At 44.7% G+C, this 18314-nt stretch carries 13 protein-coding genes; 10 read left to right on the top strand and 3 right to left on the bottom strand.

Annotated features, from left to right (window positions below):
• Positions 1-27: 27 nt before the first annotated feature.
• Complete coding sequence (locus ACS8E3_RS03725; protein WP_439241384.1) at positions 28-1710, bottom strand: FAD-dependent oxidoreductase; 1683 nt, start codon at positions 1708-1710, stop codon at positions 28-30.
• Between the two features lie 63 nt (positions 1711-1773).
• Positions 1774-2529, bottom strand: coding sequence for a CopM family metallochaperone (gene copM / locus ACS8E3_RS03720; protein WP_439241382.1), 756 nt, complete (start codon positions 2527-2529; stop codon positions 1774-1776).
• Positions 2530-2952: 423 nt separating this feature from the next.
• Here copM and ACS8E3_RS03715 point away from each other — a divergent pair, with 423 nt between their 5' ends.
• The 6 genes from ACS8E3_RS03715 to ACS8E3_RS03690 all read left to right on the top strand — a co-directional run bounded on the left by ACS8E3_RS03715 (position 2953) and on the right by ACS8E3_RS03690 (position 10291).
• Complete coding sequence (locus tag ACS8E3_RS03715) at positions 2953-5298, top strand: FdhF/YdeP family oxidoreductase (protein WP_439241380.1); 2346 nt, start codon at positions 2953-2955, stop codon at positions 5296-5298.
• A 115-nt stretch (positions 5299-5413) separates the two neighbouring features.
• Positions 5414-6394 carry a formate dehydrogenase accessory sulfurtransferase FdhD gene (locus ACS8E3_RS03710; RefSeq protein ID WP_439241378.1) on the top strand — a complete coding sequence of 327 codons (981 nt, stop codon included), beginning with the start codon at positions 5414-5416 and terminating at the stop codon, positions 6392-6394.
• A 102-nt stretch (positions 6395-6496) separates the two neighbouring features.
• Positions 6497-7798, top strand: a complete 1302-nt coding sequence (locus ACS8E3_RS03705) for a molybdopterin molybdotransferase MoeA (protein WP_439241376.1) — start codon at positions 6497-6499, stop codon at positions 7796-7798.
• Positions 7799-7858: 60 nt separating this feature from the next.
• Positions 7859-8548, top strand: a complete 690-nt coding sequence (gene mobA, locus ACS8E3_RS03700; RefSeq protein WP_439241374.1) for a molybdenum cofactor guanylyltransferase — start codon at positions 7859-7861, stop codon at positions 8546-8548.
• A 20-nt stretch (positions 8549-8568) separates the two neighbouring features.
• Positions 8569-9072, top strand: coding sequence for a YgjP-like metallopeptidase domain-containing protein (locus ACS8E3_RS03695; RefSeq protein ID WP_439241372.1), 504 nt, complete (start codon positions 8569-8571; stop codon positions 9070-9072).
• Positions 9073-9082: 10 nt separating this feature from the next.
• Entirely contained in the window at positions 9083-10291 is a 1209-nt protein-coding gene (locus ACS8E3_RS03690) for a saccharopine dehydrogenase family protein (RefSeq protein ID WP_439241370.1), read from the top strand.
• Positions 10292-10428: 137 nt separating this feature from the next.
• Here ACS8E3_RS03690 and ACS8E3_RS03685 read toward each other — a convergent pair whose 3' ends face one another.
• Positions 10429-12057: a long-chain fatty acid--CoA ligase gene (locus tag ACS8E3_RS03685; RefSeq protein WP_439241368.1), complete on the bottom strand. Its 1629-nt coding sequence runs from the start codon at positions 12055-12057 to the stop codon at positions 10429-10431.
• A gap of 249 nt (positions 12058-12306) precedes the next feature.
• Here ACS8E3_RS03685 and ACS8E3_RS03680 point away from each other — a divergent pair, with 249 nt between their 5' ends.
• The 4 genes from ACS8E3_RS03680 to ACS8E3_RS03665 all read left to right on the top strand — a co-directional run.
• Complete coding sequence (locus ACS8E3_RS03680) at positions 12307-13641, top strand: Y-family DNA polymerase (RefSeq protein ID WP_439241366.1); 1335 nt, start codon at positions 12307-12309, stop codon at positions 13639-13641.
• Positions 13642-13654: 13 nt separating this feature from the next.
• Positions 13655-14080 carry a translesion error-prone DNA polymerase V autoproteolytic subunit gene (umuD, locus tag ACS8E3_RS03675; protein WP_439241364.1) on the top strand — a complete coding sequence of 142 codons (426 nt, stop codon included), beginning with the start codon at positions 13655-13657 and terminating at the stop codon, positions 14078-14080.
• 515 nt (positions 14081-14595) lie between these two features.
• Positions 14596-15678, top strand: a complete 1083-nt coding sequence (locus tag ACS8E3_RS03670) for a helix-turn-helix transcriptional regulator (protein WP_439241362.1) — start codon at positions 14596-14598, stop codon at positions 15676-15678.
• A 543-nt stretch (positions 15679-16221) separates the two neighbouring features.
• Positions 16222-18314 (top strand): ESPR-type extended signal peptide-containing protein (locus tag ACS8E3_RS03665; protein ID WP_439241360.1); only part of this gene is annotated, 2093 nt, incomplete at its 3' end.

The following is an 18314-nucleotide window of genomic DNA, read 5'->3' as shown; positions in this document are numbered from 1 at the left end:
AACGGGTATCTTAACTATTTACAAAATCTAAGACAGTCTATTCGCCGTTTTACTCAATGCCGTCACTAGCGGATCTAAATATTTATAACGGGCTTTATGGGTCAAAGTGGCAGTCTCTAAGCTAACCTGTTTATCTATTTTCAAATGATCGAATAAGGCTTGCGCCGCTTGTTTACCCGAAGTCGCAGCTTGCTCCATCGTTGGGATTTTCCAGCGTCCAGTAACGGAAACTATCTCGCCAGCTAACACTATATTATCCCACTGCGTCGCGGTATCAATCAGCTCGTCATCGGCATTACGTACATAAATCTGAGCCAGATTGACCCAGCGCTTACCGTTCTCTTGCAAGATTCCCATCTCCGCCGTTTCGATATCAGCGTAGACTTGCCAGTCCTCGGTGTAGCGTAGATTGATAGCGTCAATAGTGCCGCCTTCTGCAATAGCTTTACGCTCAGCATCATCGGTAATACCTAGCTGATAAAGGATTTCCTCGGCAGCTTCCTCAGGACTGCATTCCATAAAGCGTTTGCCGAAAAGTGCGCCTTTATTAAATGGGGAGCTGCAAGTGGCCGATAGGTTATAATCAAAGCTATCTGGAAACTCAACATCCTGCCAAAAGCCATCACGGTGCTGAACTTGAAAGACGATATTCCACGGCGCATCAAAGCATAGGTTATAAGATTTACCCAAAAATGGCTTAAAAACTTCTGGCACTTCGCTCAACGGATACTGAGTACCAAACGACCACTCGTCGTTAAATGGCTTTTTGACTTGCGGCATAAGCCCAAGTTTCCACAATACTTCGTGCGGTAGGGCCATTACCGCCGCATCAAAGCGCTGTTGTGACAAGGTATCTATTTCAAGGTTATGGTCATTATCGGCAGTACTAGCTTGAACCTCAATACTCACTTTTCCATTATGATGATGCATATTTAACAGCCGCGCTTGAGTGATAACTTTTACCCCACGTGTTTTTAGCTTATTAACTAAAGCCTCAATCACCTCAGAGGTGGGACGATTAAAGCAATAGGATTTGGATGGCTCGCCCTCTGGCAGCACAGGCGCTTCACTCATCGGCAAAAACATCAATACAAAGCTGTCCATAATATCGACCGCTTTACTATGCATCCGAGCGCCTGTCAAAATCCCAAACCAATTGGTAATAAAGCGCTTAGTATGCTCATCAAAGTCATCGATACCGATTATGTCGCCTGCTTTTTCATGAGCCATAGCAGCGCGTTCTTCATCAGAGGCATTGACGTGGTGGACGATACGTTGCACCAGTTGTAGCATGTCTTTTTTATTGAGATTAAAGGTGGTTATCATCGACTCAATAGTAGTCAAATCTATCGCGGCTCGTCTATCAATAGCGACTCTATTGCCGCTATCTTTACTCGTTGTCTGTCCGTCATTAACTGCATTATTACTACTTTGATAAAACTGATAGTTATCGACTGGGGTTAGCATATGCAATAAGTTAGCTCGATCAAAGAGGTTAAATAATGAAAAGTAAGTCGAGCTTAAGGCACGAATAGAGTGCTCCTCAAAGCGCTGTTTATCACTATTGAAGTAGCCGATCATTTTACCGCCGCAGTTCTCTTGCGACTCTAAGATAGTGATATCCAAATTAGGATCTTCGGACAGCTCAAAGGCTGCGGTTAGCCCTGAGATACCACCGCCTGCGATCAGTATTTTATTAGTAGTAGACATAGTTATAACCTTCTTTTTGTCTTTATAAATTTTGTGTCACTGGCTGTGAAATCCTAAGGCCTATCAAGCACTAGGCACTTTACCACCATGTGCTTTGATCCAGTTTTGCATTTGCTTAATTTCTGACTGCTGAGCATCGATAACCTCTTGAGCCAATTGTAGCATCTCCGGATCTTTACCATACTCGAGCTGTACTTTAGCCATATCTACCGCGCCTTGGTGATGTGGCAACATACCGCGCGCAAAGGCCATATCGGGATTAGGGTCGGTAATACCAAGCGTCATCTCACCGTGCATAGCATTCATGCCAGTGGCATAAGCTTGCTGCATAGCCGCAGTGATAGCCATAGGCGCTGCGACATCGGGGTGGCTATTCAACCATTTTTGCATTTGCTCTATCTCGGCTTCTTGCGTATCGATGATCTCTTGCGCCAGTTGCAGCATCTCTGTATCTTTACCGTATTTTAGCTGAATCTTAGCCATATCAACGGCGCCCAGGTGATGACCTAGCATCCCTTGGGCAAAAGCTGAATCAGGGTCATTGTAGGCCATGCCGATCATCATCTCACTGTGCATCTTAGTCATAGAATCATTGTATTCTTGATACATAGGGGTGTTCAGCTCACTGTTAGCCACATCCTCGTCCATAGCTAAGTCTTTGCCACTCATATCGTGGTCATGATGTATATCTGAGGCGGCTGCAGCGTTTTCAGGAGTGGGGGCTGCTTGTTCATTGGCTGGTCCGCAAGCGCTAAGTGCTAAGGCTGCACTAAGACTGACGGTTACTACTGCTAAGCGTGAACGCTTAATAGCTATCATGGTACATCCTTACTTGAATAGAGTAATAAAAATAAAATTAGGGTAATAAAATAGATTTTGTCGAATTTCTTTATAGAGTGTTAAGAATAGAAGGGATAAAAGGATCAGCCATAAAGATAGGCAAGCCCGCTAAGACTTGCCTAATAGGTGTGCTAATAAAACTCAGCATCCTTTTAACAAACAATTTACAGTTACTTTTTATAATGATTTTTTATCGTATGTTTATAAGGGATAAATAACGATTAATGCATAAAAATTGATGCATATTTAAGTGTAGGATTATGAAGGATTAATATGACTCGGTTGGTACTGGTTTAAGGAGTTTTGCTACTTTTTATTATAGGCGTGTTTACTTGCGTAAAACTAGTGCTAAGATAAAGTCACCACTATCCGTTTTTAACTCATTTGTGCGCGAGGGTTGCTATGCGAAAAATTCCTATTTATTCTCATCCTGCTGCTGGCTGGCCGGCGCTAGTAGCCTCTACGCGTAAACTGATGGACTACAAGTCGTTTTTGCGCGGTAGCTTAAGCGTACTACAGAGCAATCAGCCAAGTGGCGGTTTTGATTGTCCAGGCTGTGCATGGCCGGATCATAAAACGCACAAGACTCTTGATGTTTGCGAGACCGGTATCAAGGTGCTCGCTAGCGAAACCATGTCAGTCAAAGCCGATGCCCAGTTTTTTGCTCGCCACACGGTAAAAGAGCTGCAAGGCTGGAGTGGCTATGAGCTTGAGCATAGCGGCCGTCTGTCAGAGCCGATGCGCTACGATGCCAAGCAAGATAAATACCTGCCGATCGCTTGGAATGACGCTTATCAAATCATTGCTGATCAATTAAATAAGCTTAACTCGCCTGATGAAGCGCTGTTTTATACCTCAGGGCGCGTCACCAATGAGCCGGCCTTCTTATATCAGCTATTTGTGCGCTGCTACGGCACCAACAATCTACCCGATTGCTCCAATATGTGTCATGAGCCCACCTCAGTGATGCTTGGCAAGCAGTTAGGCGTCGGCAAAGCGACGGTAATGCTGGAGGACTTTGAGCAAGCCAAGCTCATTATTATGTTCGGACAAAACCCTGCAACCAATCATCCGCGCATGCTTGAGATGTTAGCGCATGCCCATAAACAAGGCTGCAAGATTATCTCAGTCAATCCAATGCGCGAGCAAGGTTTAAGCGCTTTTAGAAACCCGCAAAAACCTAGCCATATGGCCGCGGGTCAAAGCGATGATATGGTCGATAACGTGGTGCAAATCCAAATCGGTGGCGACGCTGCCCTATTGACTGGATTAGCCAAATGGCTGATTGACAATAATAAAATTAGCGAGAGCTTTATCGCTGAGCACACCTCAGGCTACGAGCCGCTTAAAGAGTGGATTGACGAGCAGACTTGGGCAGATATCGAGCTTGGCTGCGGTATTGAGCAAGCGGAGATTATTGCGCTAGCCAAGCAAGTAGCCGCCAGTCCTAAGACGATTTGCACTTGGGGCATGGGTATTACTCAGCACGTACAGGGCGACGATAATGTAGCGATGATTACTAACTTGCTATTGATGATGGGCATGATCGGACTCGATGGCGCAGGCGCCTCCCCAGTGCGTGGGCATTCAAACGTACAAGGCGATCGTACTATGGGCGTGCATGAGCGTCCTAAGCAAGAGCTGCTTGATAGCTTGGAGCGCGTGTTTAAACGTAAAATGCCGCAAGAGGACGGTTTTGATGTGGTTGGCGGTGCTAAAGCGCTGATTGAGGGTAAGCTTAAAGCTTTTATTAGCATGGGCGGTAACTACGCAGTCGCAGCGCCTGATATGAGCGCAATTCAGCAGGCTTTGACCACCACTAAGCTCAATGTGTTTGTCGGTACCAAGCTCAATGGTACAATGCTTTATCCGGGCGCGAATAACATTATTTTGCCTTGTATTAGCCGTACCGAAAAGATTGTCACTGATAAGGGCGAGCAGTTTGCCACCACAGAAGACTCGATGTGCCAAATATCACGCTCGCAAGGCAATCTAAAACCTATCAGTAAGGATATCAAGTCAGAGGTGCAGATCATCGCTGATTTAGCAACGCATGTGTTAGAAGATAGCGATATCCCTTGGCAAAAAATGAGCCAAGACTTCGACATCATTCGTGATTATGTGGCGCAGGCTATCGATGGGTTTGAGGACTTCAATGAGCGTGTTCGCGCGGCCGATCGCGGTTTTCATCTGTATCATCCGGCGCGTCATCGGGTCTGGAATACCGATAGCGGCAAAGCGCAGTTTGAAGTGCCAAAGTATCCGATTACCTTTGTGGCGAAGCAAATGGCGGAGGCCACTGAAGACTTACGAGCCACTAGTGACTATGATAGCGATGACTCAAGCGATGACACAAATAATCACGCAGAGCAGCAAGTCTGGCAGCTCACAAGCGTGCGTAGTCATGATCAATTTAATACCATGATTTTTGGGTTTAAAGATCGCTATCGTCAGACTGAGCGCCGCGATGTGCTGTTTATGCATCCTGATGAGATCAGTCGTTTGGGCTGGCATAAAGGCGATAAAGTCACCATCTCCCGTCAAGATAGCCATGAGCAGATACGTACTTTAGGCCCACTTATCTTGACCGAGATGGATATCGCTGCTAACGCTGTCGCCACTTATTATCCTGAGTGTAATGATCTATTTGACTTAGATACTTTAGCGCCAGATTCGCATATTCCGGCTTATAAATCCTCAACGGTTATGCTGGAGCGAGTGAGTGAGAGTAATCTGGCCTCAGCGTAGTTTTTTGAAGATGCATATAGTGGAGGTAGGTGGGTTAGCCAAATATAACCCACCGTTTTTATCTGTAAACTAAAAGTGAGTTTACTGGCTGATGATAGCTAAAGATGGCGTTGATATGACTTTAGAGAACCTAGAAACAGGAACCGTCGCAGCCGCTGAGACATCTGTGAATCCAGCACCATTATCTCGCAGTCACCTTACCCAAAAGCATCAGTATTCTACTGCCAATAGCTCTCACAAACATCCTGATCCTCTAATAAAGCCTATCGTTATTGACAACCTGCCTGCGAGTCTTGCGGTAGAGGCTGCGGTAGCTATCGTTATTAATGGCATACATTACGCGGTACTGATGGCAAGCCCGCATCAGCTTGAGTATCTAGCGATTGGGTTTTTATTCAGTGAAGGGCTTATTGAGCACAGTTATGAGCTGCTTGATTGGGAGGTGACTCAGCTAACTGATGAGACAAAAATAACTGCTTTTAGGCAAGATGCCTTTGAGACAGATGAGGGTAATCCCAGTTTTGAGCATCTATTAGACTATGATATTTATCTAGTTGAGCTTGTGCTCAGTCAGCGCTGTCATCAGCGTATTCAAGCGCAAAAGCGCCAGCTAGCGGGGCGGACGGGCTGCGGGATGTGCGGTATCACAGGCTTGAGTCAAGCCTTGCCTAATCTGAGTCATTATACCCATAACAAAAAAGCTCAGCTAAGCGTGAAGCCAAGTTTAGAGTATCTGCTAAACCTAAAAGCAAAAGTCGATGCCATGCAGCATACCCATCAGCTAACAGGTGCGGTGCATGCGGCAGCGACTTTATATAATGAGCAGCTTTATCTATTTGAAGATGTCGGTCGCCATAATGCTTTGGACAAACTGATCGGTTGGCAATTATGCCAAACCGCTGAGATTGATTGTGTGGTGATGACTTCGCGCTTATCGATTGAACTGGTACAAAAAGCCATTCGTATACAGCTGCCTTGGCTGGTTGGTATGTCTGCGCCTACCAGTACTGCGGTGCGAGTGGCTGAGCGTTATGGGTTGGGGCTGGCGGGGTTTTTGCGCGCTAATAGAGTGACTTATTATTCCGGCTATAGTTGATACTAAATAAGCTCGTTCAGCTACATTTTAGACTTTTAGAATCAAATTGTTTTACAAGCAAGGTAAAACAGCGATCAACAGTTATAAGTGAGTACCCATTTTATGATTACCCTAGAAGACTTACAACAAGCTATCACTCAGCGTATTGAGGATTATAAGCAAACAGACTTCCCTTTAGCTCAGCGCGCGACCCAAACTATCGAATTACTTGAGAGCCAAAACCATATCTTAGCTCAGGATATTGCCTCGCCCTTTAACGTGCCTAGACAAAACGTCTCGGCAATGGATGGCTATAGTATTGCTGCTGGTAGCGCTCTTGATCAGGACACTCGTATCGAGATCGTTGGGGAGTCGCAGGCAGGTAGTCCTTTTATAGGAAGACTGACCGCTGGTCAAGGCATTCGCATCTTTACCGGCGCGGTGGTGCCAGATGATGGCGATACTGTTATCATGCAAGAGAATACTAACTTTGCTCAGATACGAGCGTCCATTGATAAGTCGCAGCCTTATGCCATAACGCTAACGCAAAGTGCCAAGACTGATGATAATATCCGTAAACAAGGCGAGGAGATTGCAGTCGGTGAGGTAGTACTGCAAAAAGGCAAACGTCTTAATCCTGCTGATATTAGCTTACTGGCCAATTTAGGCGTCGCAGAAGTCGAGGTTTATCAGCCTCTAAACGTCGGCGTATTAGCCACTGGCGATGAGCTAGTCGCTGTCGGTCAGCCGCTACAGAGCCTAGCGCAAATCTATAACTCCAATACCCCAACGCTGAAAACTTTATTAGCAGGATTGCCAGTAACTATCAAAGACTACGGTATTATCCCTGATAATTTAGAGCAGACCGTAGCCAGCGTCACTAAGGCTATGACAGAGTGTGATGTGCTCATCTCTACTGCTGGCGTGTCGGTCGGTGATTATGACTTTTTGACCAGCGTAATTGAGCAACTCGGCAAAATTAATCATTATAAAGTAGCGATGAAACCAGGCAAGCCTTTTGTCTTTGGTGAGTTATTAGGCGATAAGGACAATCGTCTTGCCAAGCCAGTATTATTTTTTGGTCTACCGGGTAATCCACTGTCTACTTTGGTAGGGACTTTACAATTGGTGATTCCCGCTTTATGGCGTTTATCTGGCGTCAATACCAATGATATGCCAATGGTTAGAGGTGTAGAGGCAACGCTTGAAAACGATGTCAGAAAATCAGTCGGTCGCAAAGAGTTTCAGCGTGGTTTTTTATCGCAGAATGAGGATGGCAAGTTTATGGTCAATAGCTTTGCCAAGCAGCAATCGCACCGTATTAAGCAGCTTAGTAAAGCCAACTGTTTAGTGGTATTAGCGCAAGAGAGCAGCGACTTATCCGCTGGGGATAAGGTGCTAGTACAGCCTTTCCCGTGGTCTTAGATAAAGTTAGTAGCGTTTTTGAGTTTAGGGTTAGTTCGATACAGCGAGGCTTTAGCAGCTATGACATTGGCAGGGATTGTGATTTTGGCAGGTGGTAACTCTAAGCGCATGGGCACAGCTAAGGCACTGCTTAGACTGCCGACAGGCGAGACACTACTTGATTATCATGTCAGGCAGGCTATAGCATTAAGCGTACCGATTATGATCGCTGATAATGAGCGTGGCTTTAAGGTTGATAAATCACTAGCCGATAAAGCCAATACTACTATCTTTCATATTGCGGATTATCATGCACCTGATAAAAAGGACATCCAAAATAGAGATAATACGGGCGGCGCCTTAGTCGCGATTGAGTCAGCATTACAAGCTTTGACTTTACTAAATAAGTCGAAGGTTTCTACAGCGATATCGTCTGAGTATCTACTAGTTATCAGCTGCGATAGCTTAATAAAGGCTTCTGAGCTTTGGCAGCAGTTGAGCATTTCTACTAACCAAAATGACGATGAAAAATCAGTGATTTGTCTCAGCGATAACAATCATCTGTACCCTTTATTAGCCTTGTATAAAGTAGCTATCGAACCTGAACTGCGCGCTTATATCGATAGTGGCCAACGCCGAGTGATGCGCTTTATAGAACCGATTTGCCAAAAAGTCGCTTTTGCTCCGCAGTGGCAACATTTAACGAATTTCAATACACCTGCTGACTTTAAAAAGGCTTATGTGGCTTTATCTAAGGCAACTTCACTTTAAAAGATATGCAAGATAGAAAAATGACCAAACTTAAATACCTCGCTCATTATCCTGAGTCCATTCAAGCCCAAGCCGCTCATCTTATCAGCACCGGCAAGCTTGGCGATTATCTGCATAATAAGTATGCAAACACACACCAAATCCAAAGTGACAAAGCGTTATATCAGTATATTAATGAGATTAAAAACGATTATATGCGTAAAAGTAATCCTTTATCGCAGGTCAGCTACAACTCAAAGCTACAAGTACTGAACCAAGCGCTAGGCATTCATACTTATCAGTCGCGGGTGCAGGGCAGTAAGCTTAAATCGCACAACAGCATCACCGTAGCGAGCGTGTTTAAGGAAGCGCCGCTCGAGTTTTTACGGATGATAGTAGTGCATGAGCTGGCACATTTTAAAGAAAAAGATCATAGCAAAGCGTTTTATCAGCTCTGCAATCACATGCAGCCTGACTACCATCAAGCCGAGCTAGATACGCGGCTATGGCTGCATTGGCGCGAGCTTAAGGAAACAGATCGTTAGGAAGAGCGTTATGAAAGTATTAGCTATTGGTGGTAGTGGTAGTATGGGCCGCGCTTGTGTGCGCGCCGCTTTAACTTTTGATTTTGTCAGTGAGATAGTGGTAGCTGGCATCGATAAGGAGCTCGCCGCGCGTTTTGTCGAGTCATTAAATGACTCACGTGCGCGCGCCAGCTATCTAGATGTCAATGACACTCAGCATCTACGAGAAGAGATACGCAAAGTCGATGTCGTGCTTAATACAGCAGGGCCATTTTTTCGTTTTGGTGTGCCTATTTTGAGTGCCGCGATTGAGGAAGCTAAGCACTACTGTGATATCTGTGATGATTGGCAGCCGACCGCCCAAATGCTCGAACTATCTGAACGCGCCAAAGCAAACAACGTCACCGCCATTATTGGTTTGGGCGCCAGTCCCGGTATCGCCAATTTGCTCTGTGTTAAAGCGGCGACAGCATTAGATGACGTAGAAACTATCGTCTCAGCTTGGAAGCTATCTGGAGCGGTCAACGCTGATGATGGTTTTAATGACAACCGATCTCACGCTCATGAAACTGATAAAGCCCCTGTTGATGCTGCTGCTGTGCATCTTATCTACTGTTTGGCGGAAGATATTCAAGTATTGCACGATGGTAAGATGGTTACGAGCAGAGCTTTGCAACATACGCAGCTTGATTTAGCGAGTTTGGCTAAAGTAGATGTTTGGTCGTTAGGGCATCCTGAAGCCATCACCTTAGTGAGGCGTTTTCCAGAGCTAAAAAACTGCTACAACGGTATGCTCGGTATCGGCAGTCAGGTAGAGAGCTTACGTCAAATCGCTGATGCGGTAGCTGCCAAGCAGCTGAGTATCGAGGTAGCAGCCCAGCTATTGATGACAAAAGAGGATAGTAGTGGCAAGAATAATGCAGAGGGGCAAGCTAAACAAAAACAGAGTAAAGATACAGATATTCCAGACATGTTTGCTTACGCCGCAGGTTACAAAGAAGAGCAGTTTACTACTAGCGCTGCTTTTTTAAAACGTTATCCCTCAGGCGGCATGGCGACCATCACCGGCATTCCTCTAGCGCTGTTTCTGCCACTATTGCAGCAAGGCCATCTAACAGAGCAGGGGGTATTTGCACCAGAAGAGGTGATTGACCATGAGGTGTTTTTTGAGTTATTTGATGCATTTTGCGGTGCGAAGGGTTGTGGTTTGACTGTGCTCACTTCGGACAATGCTTGCTAAGATACTACGGCTTTAACTACTGTTTTTTAGACTTTTATTAGTTAGAGTTAAGTTGAAATTAGGATAGAGTAATGATCTTATTACTAATAAAAGAGCCTGCGTAATAGCAGGCTTTTTTGTCAGAGCTAGAAGTTAACTTATGAGTTTAGCAGTACATCGCCATGCTCATCGCGTAAGTTGTTTTTCATCATCTTGCCAGCGCCGTTTAGTACAATATTATCAACAAACACCACCTTGTCAGGGATTTGCCAGCTGGCGACTTTATCTTGATAAAACTCTAAAATTTGTGCCTCATTTACGCTCGAGCCGTCCTCTTTTACCACAATCAATACCGGACGCTCACCCCACTGTTTATGATTGGCCGCGATAGCCGCTGCCATTTTTACCTCAGGATGACCGGCTGCTATGTTCTCAAGCTCAACCGAGGATATCCACTCGCCGCCCGATTTGATCAAGTCCTTAGAGCGATCGCGAATATTCATATAGCCATCCGCGTCGATGGTAGCGATATCGCCCGTATCAAACCAGCCATCGTCAGTGATAGCGTCTGGTCTGTGAGTAAAATAATCATCGATGACCCAGTGTCCGCGAATCTGCAAGCGTCCTTGTGACTCACCATCCTCTGCTACCGGCTGGTCTGGGTTTTCAGTATCCATTAGCCGCAGCTCAACCCCGTAAGGCGGACGGCCTTGTGATTTACGTAGCTCGTTGATCTCCTCACGGCTTAATGACTTATGCTTCGCTTTGATCTGATTCATCGTACCCAGCGGACTGGTCTCGGTCATACCCCAGCCGTGTATCGCATCGCAGTTAAAGTCCTCGCGAAAGGTCTTGATCACTGATGGCGGACAAGCGGCGCCGCCAACGATAGTACGCGTCATGCTCTCAAGTTTGCTACCGCGCTTTTTGGCGGCGTTCAATAAGCCCTGCCAAATGGTCGGTACGCCTAGCGCAATGGTTACTTTATAATCATCAATCACTGACACCAGGCTATCGCCATCGAGATTGGGTCCTGGCAGTATCAACGAGCAGCCCACTATCGCTGCGGCGTATGGCGTGCCCCATGCATTGACGTGGAACATCGGTACCACGGGCAGTAGTACATCTTGCGCTGATAAGGAGGAGACATCGGGCATGCATAGCGCGATAGCGTGTAGCACTGAGGAGCGATGCGAATACAGAATACCTTTAGGGTTGCCCGTCGTTCCTGAGGTGTAGCATAACGAGCTGGCGGTGGTTTCATCAAGCTTTGGCCAATCAAATTGCGGCTCTTGCTCAGCAAGCAGCTCATCAAAGAATAGCGCATCCGGCAGCTGCTCTAATACCTTTTCGTTGCGATCGCCTAATAGGATGAAGTGCTTGATGCCTTTGATATGCTCTTTGATAGCGGCGATAAGGGGCAAGAAGGTGATATCAAAGAACAGCACTCGATCCTCAGCATCGTTGATAATATAGCTGAGCTGCTCAGGAAACAGGCGCGGGTTGATAGTATGGCAAATCATACCGCTGCCGGAGATGGCGTACCAAGCTTCTAAATGGCGACGGTTGTTCCAGGCGAGCGTGGCGATACGGTCTGAGGGTTTAAGGTCTAGCTTTTGCAGGGCATTCGCTAGACGTTTTGAGTTATCTGAGATCGTGGCCCAATCGCTTTGGGTCATGGTGCCATCGACTTCTTTGGAGTAGACGGCAGTATCACCATGATATCTGGCGGCGTGTTCGATTAAGCTACTAATCAGTAGCGGTTGATACATCATTTTTCCTAACATTTTCATATCCTTGTCAGTGAGTGGTACTTATCCTTAGTCCATTTTTTTGACGCTTTATCAGTATACTTAATTATTCACACTCTAAAAGAGATTTTATGATAGAAAGTGACTATTTTGCGACAGCCGTTGTCGTATAAGTGAGTTTTGCTCTTGAAGTTTTTAGCAGGCGCTATCTACAATCCTTTATATAAGTAAAGTTACTTTTAGATACTCCCCTTTAGCTTTATGCACTCAAAAAAAGAGTCTGCCATGTATGCGCTTGTCGATTGCAACAGCTTTTATGCCAACTGTGAGAAGCTTTTTCGTCCTGATTTAAAGGATAAACCCGTAGTGGTACTCTCCAACAATGACGGCTGCGTGGTGGCGCGCTCGAGCGAGGCCAAGCTATTAGGTATCAAGATGGGCGTACCCTACTTTCAGGTCAAAGACTTCTGCGCTGAGCACAAAGTGACGGTCTTTAGCTCGAACTACACGTTATATGCTGATATGTCACAGCGCGTTATGAGTACGATAGAGACCCTGTGTCCGACGGTCGAGGTTTATTCTATTGACGAGGCTTTTTTGTATTTGGCCGATTATCCGTTAGCGATGCAAGACCTCAACGTTTATGGCGCTAAGCTTAAGACCATAATTGAGTGTCACGTGGGTATTCCAGTCAGTATCGGCATTGGTAGTACTAAGACGATGGCAAAGCTGGCTAATTTTGCGGCAAAAAAGTACCCGGCGACCAAAGGCGTCTGTGTGCTTGAGAGTCTAAGATGGATCCGGCGCTTGATGCAAATCACTGAGGTAGGGGAGCTGTGGGGCGTGGGCCGACGTTATAAAGCTCGGCTCAATCATTTAGGTATCTACACTGTTTATCAGTTGGCCATCTGCGAGCCTGCCAAAATTCGTCAGCATTTTGGCGTAGTATTGGAGCGCACTTGCTTAGAGCTCAACGGCCAATCGTGCTTAGAGATAGAAGAAGCCGCGCTCAAAAAACAAATCATCTCTTCACGCTCATTCTCCAGACGCGTGACATGCCCTGATGAGCTAAGCGAAGCCATCTGTAGCCACGTGGCAAAAGCGGCGAGCAAACTGCGACGTCAACAAAGCGTCTGTCATTATTTGAGCCTCTTTGCGATGAATAGCTCGTTTAGTCAAGCGCAGCCTTATACTGCTATCTCTGGTCAATACTGCTTTATTAGCCTAACTGCTGATACTAGGGTGATGATAGCGGCTGCTCGGCAAGTGCTAGCCAGTATCTATAAGGCTGAAGTTCACTATGCCAAAGCTGGCGTCATGCTACTAGGGCTATGTCAACATCACGAGGTACAACTAGACTTATTTGCTGAGTCAGACGAAGAGCGGCAAACCGCTGCCCATAGTGATAGCAAGGGCATGCATCGAAGTGCTCAAAAAACAGCCGCCATTATCTCGGTTATGGATGAGCTCAATAAAAAGTTTGGGCAAAATAATCAACAACAAGCCGCCGTCTTTATCGCTAGTGAAGGCATCAAAGAGAGACAAAACTGGCAGATGAGCCGCGCAATGCTATCGCCTTGCTACACTACTGATATCACCCAATTACCCAAAACCCATTAGCACAGGCCCGACTATGACTGTCAAAATAATAGGCAAACTTACTGACGAGGGCGAGCCGGTCTTGCTCTCCCTCTATAGCGATAGGGTCAAGGCAGGATTCCCTAGTCCAGCCACTGACTATGTGCAGAACCGCATCGATCTCAATACCCTGCTTATACGCCATCCAGCGACGACTTATCTAGTGGAAGTGGAGGGCGATAGCATGATCGATATCGGTATTTACCCCAACGACATCTTAGTGGTCGATCGCTCACTAACGGCTAGTCATAAGGATATCGTCGTTGCGCTAGTCGATGAAGGCTTTGCCGCTAAGCAACTGATACTAGGCGAGACTATTATTTTGCGCTCATTCAATGACAACTATACTGATATAGAAGTCAAAGGCTCGCTTGAGTTATTTGGGGTAGTGGCTAGTGGTATTCGCAGGTTTAAACGCTAGCCAAAACCAAGCTTTATAAAATAATAAACAGTTGTAGGTTTTAGATAAAGTATAGCGGCTATAGTCATCAAAAACTAAAGTCTCCTTGAACCCTTACAAAACTTTTTAGACTATTAGTTAATTTCATCAAGATAAGTAAAAGAGAAGTTCTATTATATTCAATTATTAACATATAAAGATAGGGTTAGATAGCTATGAAATCGTTAGTCATATCAACATTAAACAGATAGATGGTATTAATAACAAGATGAGCGGCATTGTTGAGTAGTTTTATTTTTAGTACTATTAAAGTAACTATAAATAGGTTTTTTAGTTTGCCTATTACTAAGTTTTATAAAACTGTTAACTATCATTCGCGATGATTTAAATGAGTTAATGCTTAGTGAATAGCCTGATTTGAGGTATAGCAGGGACGAATTGAGCGTTTTTTATCAACCATAAGCTCAGAATAATAATAGCTTTGGGGTTTGGTATTGGGTAAAGACAGATAGCCGTTAGCCATAGTTGAGTTAAGCATGATAGAAGCTGAATATAGTGCACATAGAAGTATGGTGCTTGCTGTAAGAGAAGCGGCGGTTTTATACTTACTGAATAACGATCGTCAAGAAGATATTTTTAAGATATCAGAGTGTTTTTCAGGAGTGGATAATTATCAGGGCGACAGAGTGCCTATCTCTGTTATAGTGAAAGAAGTCGACTACTTATGCCAGCTGTTACAAGATAATTATTTGGGTTTAAAGCTTCATTCCTTAGTCAATATTGAGTCGTTACCTTTATACAAGGCTATTAGTGACTGCGTGCGATCCTTTATTAATACCGGACACAAATTACCTTTTTTATTAATTAGTCGACTGGTCTATCGTTTTTTCTTTTTAATAACAGAATCTATCAAGCTTACGCTTATCCCAGAAAAGGGCTTGCTTCGATTTGATCTGCTGCCTAATAATCCAAACTTGATGAATAAACATCAAATCGATGGAATTATGGTAATCATCTACCGAATAATAGAAGCTTTTTGTCCAGGTCAGCTAAAAAAACTATATGTCGCACAGCGCAATAGCCCCTATGAATTAGAGTATTACCAAACAGTGTTTGCTGTACCTACCGAATTTGCTAATCGTTCAAGCTTGGTTTATGACTTGCAGTGCAAAGACTATTATAAAAATGCTGCCAAGTTATTGATAAAGTCTGAAGAAGAGCCTGGTAGAAGATTCTTTATCAATCCCTTATTTAATATGTTAGCTACTGACTTCTCAGCTTTTAGTTATAAGCAGCGCTGCGAGATAGTCATCGATACGATGATGGGGGTAAGCCCGCCAACTCGCGACCACGTCGCGGACTCAATGAATATCAGCGTGAGTACCTTACAAAGAAGGCTTAGTGACGAGGGCACTTCGTTTAAAGAGATATTGGACGTTACCAGAAGACGCTTGGCCAAAATGTATCTGACTGAAAAAAACCTATCCACTACTGACGTTGGTTATTTATTAGGGTATCAGTCGCATAGCCAATTTTATAGAGCTTTTAAAACTTGGTTTGCAGTCACCCCAAAAGCCTATCAGAGTAACCTTATCAATCATAGCGGTGCTTATAACTGATATTAAAGGTGTTGGGATAGCGGTATTTATAGTCGTTAAAACAGTGAGGGCTGTGTATTTTAATTAAATATAGCCATTAGTTACGATACTGCCAGTGCTACTGTTAACGGCTCAGGATGTTTTAAGCATTATGTGGCATTTCGGGTCAATCTTAGGCTTTCTTGTTCGTTTATGGGTTATTTTAAAAATAAGAGAGGATTAAGTAACCTTATATTATGTATAGTAGAACTTGAAACTTAGTTTTGGGCAATAATGTAACCAAAATAAAACGAGCCAGTTAAAATCTATTCATCTACTTAATAATACTTAATATATAACAATTAATTTAAAGAAATACTAAATAATATAAGATTTTTATGAGTCGCTTATTATTTTTAATCAACCGCTGAATCTCTACAGTTTTTAAGATTTTAATTAAAACGATATCAAAAATATGTATTTATAAAACTAATTTATATATTGCTTCTCTTAAGAGCAGTAGTTATAGATTTTATTTATATATACCCACTTTCTTTTAGCTAGTCTATGTAGGATATAAACGTTATGAATCGCAATTTTAAAGTTGTTTGGAACCGCTCATTAGGCTGTTTTACTGCTGTCGCTGAATATGCCAAAAGTCGTGGCAAGTCCTCAAGTACAACAGTGACCTCAGGTGCGAGTACATCCGCTACTGTAGTAACAGGAGGGGCGAAGGTATTGTGTTGGAGTGCACTCTGTACTGGTATGATCGCGGCAGGCTTTAGTATGCAAGCCAGTGCAGCTTGTACTGCTAGCACCACTTCATTTAATTGTGGCTCAGGTTCTTCTGCAAGCACTAATGGTGTCGCTATTGGTACCAACGCAACGGCCACAGCTAATCAAGCAATTGCTATCGGTGGCGGTAATGGAGGCAAGGATACTACTGCCAGCGGCGATCAGTCTATCGCTATCGGTGGTAACACATTAGCGCAAGGTAACTCATCTATAGCTATTGGGGGTGATGATTTAGACTCAGCTTCAAAAACTAACGTGAATGGAACAATAGCAAGTGACGATTTAAACAGTGGTAGTGTTAATACTATTTTTAAAGATATTTCAGGTCGAGATCTAGTTGATCCCACTAATAATACTACCCGTTATCCAAATACGGCGTCTAGTGGCGCCGCTTCTGTTGCTGTCGGGGTGCAAGCGGTATCTAAAGGTGCATTGTCTACCGCTTTTGGTACACAAACTAAGGCAGACGGTGTCGCATCAGCAGCCTTTGGGGTTTCTGCTCAAGCAACTAAAGATGGTTCAGTCGCGATTGGTGCAGGTTCTAGTACCCTCCAAAACGCTAATAATGTCACCAATGCGACGGTCAACGGCTACAACTATGGTAATTTTGCAGGCTCCACAGGCATATTAGCGGGTGATCAAGTATCGGTAGGTTCTGCGGGGCGCGAGCGTCAGATCAAAAGCGTGGCTGCAGGTAATATTACCTCTACCAGCACTGATGCCATCAACGGTAGTCAGCTATTTTCAGTAGCTAGAACGTTAAGTGACGCGCAGCCCGTAGTCTATACTGATACGAATGGCAATAGAGTCTACAAACAGGCTAATGGTAATTTTACTACTAATCCAGATGGCACAGGCACTACCGTCGCCAATAATAATGTGCAAACCTCTATCTTAGCTGCAAATGGTACTACTAATACGCCAACGAAATTGACTAATGTAGCAGCAGGCGCTATCAATGCGAGCTCAACCGATGCTGTCAATGGCAGCCAGCTTAATACGACCAATACTAAAGTTGCTAATAATACGACCGCTTTGGGTGGTAGCTACAATTTAGCTGGCACCTACACAGCGCCGGTATACAACATCGTAACCGACCCATCAAGCACGACGACTACACCATTCAATACAGTCAAAGGTGCAGTAGAGACCTTAAGCGGTGCGGTACAAACGCCCCTTACTTTCGCTGGCGACAGAGGTGATAATGTCACTCGTAAGCTTGGGACTACTTTGAATGTAAAAGGTGGTGCACCAGCTACCGCTACGCTGACCGATAACAATATCGGCGTAGTTGCTAATAATACTGATAAATCATTAACGGTAAAACTTGCCCAAAACGTTGATCTTGGTCCAAACGGTAGCGTCAAGACAGGCGCTACTACGGTTAATAATACTGGCGTTACCATCACGAATACAGCAACCCCTGCCAATAGCGTTAGTTTGACGAATACGGGTCTAAACAATGGTAATCAGACCATTACTAATGTAGCGAGTGGGGGCAGTACTACGACTAATGCGGCAAACATTGGTGATGTTAATACAGCTATCACAGGTTTAACCAACAAAGGCTTCACCATCAGTGTAGCAGGCGGCACTCAAGACAAAGTGAAGCTTGGCGAGAACGTCGACTTCACCAATGATGATGGCAACCTAGTCGTCACCAAAACGGCCGACAACACCATCAACTACGACTTGGCAGATAACATCACTGTCAACCAAGCGACCATTGGCAACCCTACAGGAGAGAACACCGTACTCACCAGCACCGCAAATGGCCTTGATGTGGGCGGCGACAAAATCACTAACGTCGCAAATGGTGACATCAGCACAGGCTCAACCGACGCTGTGAATGGCGGTCAGCTCAGTGCCACTAATGACAGAGT

The organism is Psychrobacter sp. 2Y5, from assembly GCF_051847375.1.
GTDB lineage: Bacteria > Pseudomonadota > Gammaproteobacteria > Pseudomonadales > Moraxellaceae > Psychrobacter.
Note: the sequence above shows the minus strand (reverse complement) of the source record. Positions and strands in the feature narration are given on the sequence as shown.

Coding starts and splice junctions, on each gene's coding strand:
- ACS8E3_RS03725 (WP_439241384.1), bottom strand. CDS start 1,710: ATGTCTACTACTAATAAAATACTGATCGCAGGCGGTGGTATCTCAGGG.
- copM (WP_439241382.1), bottom strand. CDS start 2,529: ATGATAGCTATTAAGCGTTCACGCTTAGCAGTAGTAACCGTCAGTCTT.
- ACS8E3_RS03715 (WP_439241380.1), top strand. CDS start 2,953: ATGCGAAAAATTCCTATTTATTCTCATCCTGCTGCTGGCTGGCCGGCG.
- ACS8E3_RS03710 (WP_439241378.1), top strand. CDS start 5,414: ATGACTTTAGAGAACCTAGAAACAGGAACCGTCGCAGCCGCTGAGACA.
- ACS8E3_RS03705 (WP_439241376.1), top strand. CDS start 6,497: ATGATTACCCTAGAAGACTTACAACAAGCTATCACTCAGCGTATTGAG.
- mobA (WP_439241374.1), top strand. CDS start 7,859: ATGACATTGGCAGGGATTGTGATTTTGGCAGGTGGTAACTCTAAGCGC.
- ACS8E3_RS03695 (WP_439241372.1), top strand. CDS start 8,569: ATGACCAAACTTAAATACCTCGCTCATTATCCTGAGTCCATTCAAGCC.
- ACS8E3_RS03690 (WP_439241370.1), top strand. CDS start 9,083: ATGAAAGTATTAGCTATTGGTGGTAGTGGTAGTATGGGCCGCGCTTGT.
- ACS8E3_RS03685 (WP_439241368.1), bottom strand. CDS start 12,057: ATGTTAGGAAAAATGATGTATCAACCGCTACTGATTAGTAGCTTAATC.
- ACS8E3_RS03680 (WP_439241366.1), top strand. CDS start 12,307: ATGTATGCGCTTGTCGATTGCAACAGCTTTTATGCCAACTGTGAGAAG.
- umuD (WP_439241364.1), top strand. CDS start 13,655: ATGACTGTCAAAATAATAGGCAAACTTACTGACGAGGGCGAGCCGGTC.
- ACS8E3_RS03670 (WP_439241362.1), top strand. CDS start 14,596: ATGATAGAAGCTGAATATAGTGCACATAGAAGTATGGTGCTTGCTGTA.